This is a genomic window from Micromonospora sp. WMMD736, from assembly GCF_049179015.1.
GTDB lineage: Bacteria > Actinomycetota > Actinomycetes > Mycobacteriales > Micromonosporaceae > Micromonospora.
Map to the genome: position 1 here is coordinate 1 of NZ_JBMHMI010000014.1, position 4,335 is coordinate 4,335.

Below are 4,335 nucleotides of genomic sequence, written 5' to 3' on the forward strand. Positions count from 1 at the left end.
GAGGTCGCTCGACTGAACATTGAAAACATGTTGCTTCAGTACATGGCGATGGCTGACGCCGGCGAACGGCCGAGCCTCGCCTCCGCCTCTGCAGTCAAACTGTATGCGGCACAAGCAGCCATGGATGTGTCCCTGGAGGCGGTTCAGGTGTTCGGTGGTAACGGATACATGTCCGAGAATCACGTGGAGCAGCTCTGCCGCGATGCGAAGGTGCTTCAGATCTACGGCGGTACTGACGAGATTCAGGTGCGGGCGATCGCGCGTGACCTTCTTGCACTCGCCTGACTACTTAGAGCAGAGCGGGCTGTGCCGACGCACGAGAACAGGAGGATAAGACACGCGTGTCGATTGCGCTGACGCTGATGCCGGCCCGGCCCATCGTGGTGATGAGCCAGTTCATTGTCGACATCGTCCCGAAGGAACCCGGCGCCACCGACTTGTCGGGATCAGTTTCAGCATCGGCACTGTCAGCTCTTATTGAAAACTCCTGGCAGACTAAGATTCTGCCGCCCAACCCCGATGGAAGCTCTGGGTAGAGAACCAGCCGGAGTGCATCAGGGATTCAGAGAGGAATCGCATGATGATCGATTTACAACTTGCCGAACGCGACACAGTGGTAGGTGTATAGGCGCTATGCCAGTTCTAGCTCTGAATTCAGAACTGACCGCCGAACGCGACGTCTTGGGCGGCAAAGCCTGGAGCATCGCGCATATGATGAGGCAGGGAGCGAAGGTTCCGCCGGCGTTCGTGATCACCACAGACGAGTGCCGCCGCTTCTCTGACACCGGCAGGCTGTCCGGCGATGTGCTCGCTGCACTTTCCAGTGCCATGCGAGACCTCGAACAGCAAACGAATTCGACGTTCGGCGGTGGAGAATCGCCACTGCTGGTTTCGGTGCGGTCCGGCGCGTCGATCAGCATGCCGGGGATGATGGATACGGTTCTGAACCTCGGGCAGACTCCTGACGTGATTGCGACCATCGCGAACTCGTCGGGCGATCCGAAGTTCGCCGATGATCTCGCGGGGCGGTTTGCGGAGCAGTTCACCCAGATCGTCGGCCAAGCGCCTCCGGCAGATCCATGGGAGCAATTGCATGCAGCCATCGCTGCTGTCTTCGGATCATGGAACTCCCGGCGTGCGGTCACGTACCGCAAGGAAAAGCAGATTCCCGAACTGGGCGGAACTGCAGTCACTGTGCAAGCGATGGTGTTCGGCAACCGAGATGCCCGCTCTGGAACGGGCGTGCTCTTCAGCCGAGACCCGTTCGGCCGCAGCGATGCGCCGTACGGTGAGTGGCTGCCGGGAGGGCAGGGCGAGGACGTCGTTTCCGGCCGACACGACCCGCATCCGATCAGCGATCTCGAGCGATCGGAGCCCGAAGCGTACCGCGATCTCATGGCTGCGGCTCGCCGGTTGGACGAGGCGGCAGGATGTGCGCAGGATATCGAATTCACTGTCCAAAGTGGGCAGCTGTGGTTACTGCAGACGCGTGCCGCAAAGATCCAGTCGGCTCCTGCCTCTAGGCACGAGGGAGGCGGAGTCGAGGTGGCCAGTGGGCGGCCCGCCTCGACCGGCGTGGGATCGGGAGTCGTGGTGTGCGACAGCGACGAAGCCGAAGAACGTGCCTTGGCAGGCGAAGACATCATCCTCGCGCGCCGCACGACCAGCCCTGACGATGTCCACGCGATGGCGGTGGTCCGAGCTGTATTGACCGAGATCGGTGGGGCGACGTCACACGCTGCGGTGGTGAGCCGCGAATTGCAGGTTCCATGTGTGGTCGGGTGTGGGGTGGACACTGTCACACAATTGGAGGGACAGCGCGTCACCGTCGACGCAACGGAGGGCAGGGTAGTCCGCGCCCAGTGACCGCGGGTTGCCATATCGACAGGTACGGCACCTGCGGGGGGCTGGACAGTGGCCGTACCTGCTGTGGCGGCGTTACTCAGTTCAACTTATCTTGATCCAATTTGAGGGTGCCGGCCCACAGAGCGACCAACACATCCACCCACTCGATCTCATCGGTGGAATCTATTTCCGAGCGACGACCTGCTATGTAGAGACAGCGTTCCGTGCTCCAAACGAGTGCGGTTGCCAGTTCCGTGCTCGGCAAACCGTCGGGTAACGCACCCGCCGCGCGCTGTTCGTCGATCTCGTCGGCAATCGCATCGGCGAAATAGGTCATCGCATTTCGCCACTGCGCTTCCAGCTCATCGGAGGATGGCCAGTTCTCCATCGTGACTCTGAGCAGAACCCGATGTTGTGTCCAGAGTTCCAACGCCCCGCGGATGCTTGCCTGCAGGGACTCCGTCAGAGTCATCCCCGGCCGGACGATGAACGGGCTCGCCGCAGTGAACACCTCGTCCATCACCGAGATCAACAGACCGGCGACGACGCCTAATTTCGAACTGAAGTAATGGTAGAAGCTCGCCCGCGACAAGCCCGCCTCTTCGATAATTTGAGCCACGCTCAAATCAGCGAACGGATGCTCGGCAAGCAGCTTCTCTGTGGCGCGGTAGATCGCCATCTCGGTATCGCTCTGGCCAGTGCGGACACGCGGACGGTCCAGGTGGCGGCCGGTAGCCACGCGTCGTCGACGGCTCGGGGGAGAAGGCACTTCAGATCCGCTCATTAGGTACACAGAGTTTGCGTCAGCGTAACAGCCTGCATGTCTTCTCGTGGACCCTCAAGCTGGCCGCACTCGAGCGTGTGAGGTGAACTAGCTGCGGCTTTGGGCAGTCAACGCGCGTCTATTCGGTTGTCTAGCTAACTGATCGGGTGCCGATCGGCAGGCGGTGACCAGGAGGCCGGACATGCTCCCGTCTGCGGCGTTCCGTGGCTTGGTGCGGCACGGACGGCCCCAGCTTGACCGTTTGCTGTCCACGCTCCTTGCACTAGGGGTATACAACTGTCTAGACAAACGGCTAGAAGTGATGTAGAAAACATGTGGTGAAGGCCAGAGTTCTAGGTCTCTTCGCGCTCGATGTGTCGTATCGGTGGCCGACATGCCCGGGCACCTCGGATCTCGGAGGCGCGACGACGTAAGCATCAGCAGTATTCGTTTCGGAAGGGTGAATCTGAATGACCTCGAATCACACGGACGAGAAGTCGTCCATCGGACTGGACCCACTGGCAGTCGCCGCGATGGAGACCCCCTACGAGTACCTGAACGATCTTCGAGAGCGTTGCCCGGTCAGCCATAGCGATGCTCACGGCGGCTTCTGGAATCTGTTCCGCTACAGCGACGTGTGTGCGGCGGCGGTCGATGCCGCAACCTACAGCTCCTCCGACGTGACGATTCCGAGCGAGCCGTTGTTGGCGAAGCCGGCGCCTCTGATGATCGACCCTCCCACTCACATGGACTATCGCCAGCCGCTGTTGCGCAAGCTGACGCCACGGATGGTGGCCCCGACCGAGCCGGCTATCAGAGCAAAAGTCACCGAGATGATCGACAGCTTCATCGAGAAGGGTTCGGCGGACCTGAGCGAGGATCTCTTCGTGCCGTTCCCAGCGTTTGCCGCGCTGCAGCTCCTCAACCTTCCGATCGAAGACTTCCCGAGCTTCCGCCGTTGGGCGCAGTTGGCATTCACCATTCCGGAGCCTGGCAGCGAAGACGCCAAATGGGAACTGGAAGTAGCGATGTATTTCGCTCCGCTCTATGAGCAGCTCGCGGGCAGCGAAGGCGACGATATTCCGTCAATCGCTCGGCGTATGCAGATCGACGGTCGCGAGATCGAGGTCATGGAGTTCGTCATGTTGCTGACCACCCTTGTGGCCGCAGGGCTGGACACAACCACGAACGCGTCAGCGCACATCGCCCTGCTGCTGGATGAGCGACCTGAACTGCGTCAACGATTGATTGATCACCCCGAACTGATCCCTTCGGCCGTCGAAGAAATGCTGCGGTACCTGACTCCGCTGCCGATGTTGGCACGTACGGTGACGCGCGATGTGGACATCGACGGGGTGACCATTCCCGAAGGTGAAAAGGTCGCACTGCAATTCCTCTCGGCCAATCATGATCCCGAGCAGTTCGACGATCCAGAGGAGATCGACTTTGAACGGTCCCCCAACCGGCATGTCGCATTCGGCATGGGACCGCACCGGTGCATCGGGATGCACCTTGCCCGGATCGAGGTCCAGGTTGTGCTGGAAGAGCTGCTCAAGAGGATCCCGGATTACAAAGTCGTTCGAGACAGCGTCAGGCGTGGCCCCGGCGTCACCCGCCAGATCTACAATCTGCCGGTGACTTTCACCCCTGGACCTCGATCGGGTTCGGACTGACGCCACCTGCCCCCTGGGCGAGGCAAATGACACTTGTGTTTCCAGATAGAGAAT

5 protein-coding genes are annotated in these 4,335 nt (G+C 60.7%); 4 read left to right on the forward strand and 1 reads right to left on the reverse strand.

Annotation, left to right across the window (positions count from 1 at the left end):
* From ACN269_RS32600 to ACN269_RS32610, 3 genes are all read left to right on the forward strand, one after another.
* Nucleotides 1-285: acyl-CoA dehydrogenase family protein (locus ACN269_RS32600; RefSeq protein ID WP_421476857.1), on the forward strand; the 285-nt coding region annotated here is incomplete at its 5' end.
* 56 nt (nucleotides 286-341) lie between these two features.
* The gene (locus ACN269_RS32605; protein WP_421476859.1) at nucleotides 342-536 is read left to right on the forward strand and encodes a hypothetical protein; all 195 of its coding nucleotides are present in this window, start codon (nucleotides 342-344) and stop codon (nucleotides 534-536) included.
* A 97-nt stretch (nucleotides 537-633) separates the two neighbouring features.
* The gene (locus ACN269_RS32610; RefSeq protein WP_421476861.1) at nucleotides 634-1,866 is read left to right on the forward strand and encodes a PEP/pyruvate-binding domain-containing protein; all 1,233 of its coding nucleotides are present in this window, start codon (nucleotides 634-636) and stop codon (nucleotides 1,864-1,866) included.
* A gap of 76 nt (nucleotides 1,867-1,942) precedes the next feature.
* Here ACN269_RS32610 and ACN269_RS32615 read toward each other — a convergent pair whose 3' ends face one another.
* Nucleotides 1,943-2,524, reverse strand: coding sequence for a TetR/AcrR family transcriptional regulator (locus ACN269_RS32615; protein ID WP_421476862.1), 582 nt, complete (start codon nucleotides 2,522-2,524; stop codon nucleotides 1,943-1,945).
* Between the two features lie 554 nt (nucleotides 2,525-3,078).
* Here ACN269_RS32615 and ACN269_RS32620 point away from each other — a divergent pair.
* The gene (locus ACN269_RS32620; protein ID WP_421476864.1) at nucleotides 3,079-4,281 is read left to right on the forward strand and encodes a cytochrome P450; all 1,203 of its coding nucleotides are present in this window, start codon (nucleotides 3,079-3,081) and stop codon (nucleotides 4,279-4,281) included.
* Nucleotides 4,282-4,335: the final 54 nt, after the last annotated feature.